Here is a 3676-nt window from a genome sequence, read left to right as displayed (position 1 = left end):
TTTTAAACCATCCTAATCTTCCTTCAGTCTTGTCTTATGGTACTTTGGCTGCTTAAAAACTGTCCGGAGTATTGCTGGAACAGCGGTGACATTAAAATCCATATTTGCTTCTTTTTCATTAGCCTCAAGGTTGAAAGTAGCGACAATCCTCCACTAACTAAATTATTTAATTTCATAAATAATCCGAAAAGCTGCGGCGGCTTTATCTGGCTTTTAAGATAATTCTACAATAATAGTGCGATCGACCTCTCCAGAACTCCCACACTAAAATTGCAGGCATCTCCCACAGGCAGTCTGGCGCAATTAAACACCGCCGGACTTATAAATCCCGCCTCCTTTCTCTCGCCAGTGCTGCTTTGAGTTTCGGACTTGCCCCCTCCGTCTGCTTCACTTTGCTTTGAGCAGTCCACAAACAGAATTTATTCTTACCCGAAGGCGCGCATTTGCCTATACCTGCAGACTGAAATAAAAGAAACTTTATTTATATCCCTGGAATGAGCAAATCTTCGAGAGATTTGAGGATGATTAATATACAAACGCAATACCGTACCTGCGCTGTTAAGTTCTCAGCAACTACTTTGGTTAAAATTGCTTTGAGACAATTAATTTAATCTAAAAACTGTTGGCAGCAGCTCAGGTTCCTCAACCTCGCCAAAACACACCCTACCTGTAATCCCGACAATTCGGAGCGGTAATGAACACAATCAAACCCGAACCCAAAAGATCGCGCTTCATGGCTCTGCTGCTGACAACGCTGCTGACCTTTCCCTTTGTGAGTGCTTGCGGTTCTGACGAGCGAACTTACGCTCCCCCGCCTCCTGTTGATGATACTCGCGCTGGAGGAGTGCAAACTAATCGCGCCCCCAATCCAACGCCCCAAGCGAAAAAAGGACTGAGCAATGCTCAAAAAGTAGGGATTACTTTAGCAGGAGCAGCCGCCCTTTACTACCTCTACAACCAGCACAAAAACAAGCAACAACAGGGGCCGCAGGGAAAATATTACCTTTCCAAAAACGGTCGCGTTTACTACCGCGATGCCCAGAATCGGGCTCACTGGGTAACGCCCCCGCCTGGAGGAATTAAAGTTCCGGAGTCCGAGGCAGTGCGTTACCGCGAATTCCAGGGGTACAACAACCAAAATACCGGTCGTGACCTTACTAGCTTGCCGGAAGCTACAAGTCCTGTTCCGGCACAGTAGTGTAACCATTTGAGATTTTAGATTGCAGGTTCTCTGACTTTCAATTAAATGTGGGATTACCAATCTAAAACAGTCGTTTTTCAACACATAAAAAAGAGGAACTTTATCATGGTAGACGGATTTTTGCGGAAGTTAAAAGATGCGATCGTCGGGCCAGACAGCGAGCAAGTCGATCCTGACGGCTATTACGAAGATGCCTCAAATCCCGGACAGTACGGCAACGTGACTCCAGCCAGCCAAGACCCCTACGGCGACCCCGCAGACTACGGACAGTACGGCAACGTGACTCCAGCCAGCGAAGACCCCTACGGCGACCCGGCCGACTACGCCGGTACCGACTACGGACAGTTCGGTAACGTGAGTCCGGCGAGCGAAGACCCCTACGGCGACCCGGCTGACTACGTAGCGGATGCTGGAATGTTCGGCAATGTGAGCCCCGCGAGCGAAGACCCCTACGGAGACCCGGCGGATGACGAAGAGTTTAGTTGAGTCAGTTGACTAGAAAAATTACCTGGTAAGCGACAGCACCCCTGCGGGGGTGTTTTTTTGTTGCGAAATACCAGGAGTGAGCCAAAGATGAGCGGACAAGGGAACTCTTAAGGGGATAGAGAATCTCAAACCCTTAACTGACAAGAGAATTATTAAACGGAGAGGGTGGGATTTGAACCCACGGAACCTTGCGGTTCACCTGATTTCAAGTCAGGCGTGTGAGGTAGTAAAGCGCTTGTATTGCAAGAATTTGATAAGTAAGTTATTCGAGATATTGACTTTTATATACCAATACATATACCATTTAAGGAAATGAAAACCCTGCAGAACCTCGAAAACTCAATATGTACAGCACAAGCTCGAACTTTAAGTGGCTCAACATTCAAGTGCAGCGCCATCAGTCCAAGCCTTACTATGCGGCGAGGTTACATCAGCGACTTGGACGTGCCAGCCTAGGACTAGGGAGTGATGAGATAAAAGCACTAGCTATCGCGCAGCAGTTGGATGCTGAGATAGAGCGTTTGGTCTCTAACTATGAACAATTGGAGCTAGATTGCCTAAAGTCATTTGTTGCAACCCTAAAGCAACCGAAAAGTACCGCTACGCTGCGGATTGTTCAAAAAAACGAACTTTCCGTCTTGTGGCAAAAATATGTTGACTTTAACGTGTCAATGCAACACTGGGAGAAGACTTACATTCTTAACGAGATTTCAATAGTTTCTCGCTTAATAGAAAGAAGTCCTCATAAACGTTTAGAAGACAAAACTTTACTTATTGAATGGATTTTTTCCGACACTAAACGTTCTCCCACAACCAGTAAAAAATGGTTTATGCACTTGACTGCGGCAATTGACTGGAATAGCAAGCAGGGTAACATACCTCGCAAGTGGGGTATTGAATATCGAGATACACTTGAGTCTATTAAGTTGAAATCGAGCAAAAAAGAGAAAAAGGAGATTGACATATACAGTGTCGCAGAAGTGTATCAAATCATTGACGCGCTAAAAAATGATACTTACTCGCGATTCAAAGGCAAACACCAACAGTATTACAAGTATGTATACTTTTGCTGGTTAACGGGTTGTAGACCGAGTGAAGCGATAGCTCTCAAATGGGAGAATGTAAGTTTTCAGAAAAAGTCAATACTTTTTTGCGAGGCTCAAGTAGATTCATGTGGAACGATCGTTCAAAAACAAAACACCAAAACTGAGCTTAAGCGGACTTTTCCGATTAATCAGGAATTAAAGGAGTTGCTTGAGTCAATCCCACATCGAGCGGGATATGTTTTTTTAAACGACAGGGGCAAAGCAATCAATCAACACGCATTAAATGTTGTTTGGAAGACCGTTATTGAAGGTACGGGCATACGTTACCGCATCCCCTACCAGTTACGGCATACAATGATTAGTTATCACGCTAATAATGACTTCCCGATCCATAAACTCGCCCGACTGGTAGGGAATTCCCCTGATGTCATTACAGAGCATTATCTGCATCTTGATATTGAGCGTATTCGACTACCAGAGGTAATAACTGACAGCGACGCTTAACCCTGCAACTCTCACCCTACCGACCGCCCTAACACGGGCGGTTTTTTATTGGCAGTACGATCGTCTGGCACGGAAAGTGAAAACCTTCATTCACATCATCTGCATAGCGTGAATCAAAGTAGGAGGGTCTCTGTGTTTTGGTCTCTATTTCCTAGCGTAGCCGCCTACTGTAGGCGGCTACGAATAAAAATGAAGGCAAATAGGTAGTAAACTTACCACTAAATATTCACTTGTGTCACGTGACTGAAGGTAAGTAGTCCCATTCTCTTGGCAACAAAACTTAACCTTTGCAGTATTGACATTTTGGTTGGAATACTGCGATCGTCAAAAGTAAGAGAAAGCAACACAGCCACCGGGTTGCACCCCGATGACTGCTGTTTTCTCAATTGGTTTACGCAATTGAGAATATTATTATGTCACAACAGTCCGCTTGTAGTAC

General features: G+C 45.2%; 4 protein-coding genes. 3 read left to right on the top strand and 1 reads right to left on the bottom strand.

Annotated elements, in window-relative coordinates:
• Positions 1-224 precede the first annotated feature (224 nt).
• Positions 225-410, bottom strand: a complete 186-nt coding sequence (locus QUB44_RS30260; protein ID WP_333373500.1) for a hypothetical protein — start codon at positions 408-410, stop codon at positions 225-227.
• A gap of 284 nt (positions 411-694) precedes the next feature.
• Here QUB44_RS30260 and QUB44_RS30255 point away from each other — a divergent pair, with 284 nt between their 5' ends.
• The 3 genes from QUB44_RS30255 to QUB44_RS30245 all read left to right on the top strand — a co-directional run bounded on the left by QUB44_RS30255 (position 695) and on the right by QUB44_RS30245 (position 3237).
• Positions 695-1198 (top strand): hypothetical protein, encoded by a 504-nt coding sequence (locus QUB44_RS30255; RefSeq protein ID WP_333373498.1) that lies wholly within the window; start codon positions 695-697, stop codon positions 1196-1198.
• Between the two features lie 108 nt (positions 1199-1306).
• Positions 1307-1687 (top strand): translation initiation factor, encoded by a 381-nt coding sequence (locus QUB44_RS30250; protein WP_333373495.1) that lies wholly within the window; start codon positions 1307-1309, stop codon positions 1685-1687.
• A gap of 344 nt (positions 1688-2031) precedes the next feature.
• Positions 2032-3237: a site-specific integrase gene (locus QUB44_RS30245; RefSeq protein WP_333373492.1), complete on the top strand. Its 1206-nt coding sequence runs from the start codon at positions 2032-2034 to the stop codon at positions 3235-3237.
• Positions 3238-3676: the final 439 nt, after the last annotated feature.

This window comes from Microcoleus sp. AT3-D2, from assembly GCF_036705715.1.
Classification (GTDB): Bacteria; Cyanobacteriota; Cyanobacteriia; order Cyanobacteriales; family Microcoleaceae; genus Microcoleus.
Note: the sequence above shows the minus strand (reverse complement) of the source record. Positions and strands in the feature narration are given on the sequence as shown.

Bases quoted from the DNA above. Each gene is read 5' to 3' on its own strand.
- QUB44_RS30250 (WP_333373495.1), top strand. From the start codon at position 1,307: ATGGTAGACGGATTTTTGCGGAAGTTAAAAGATGCGATCGTCGGGCCA.
- QUB44_RS30255 (WP_333373498.1), top strand. From the start codon at position 695: ATGAACACAATCAAACCCGAACCCAAAAGATCGCGCTTCATGGCTCTG.
- QUB44_RS30245 (WP_333373492.1), top strand. From the start codon at position 2,032: ATGTACAGCACAAGCTCGAACTTTAAGTGGCTCAACATTCAAGTGCAG.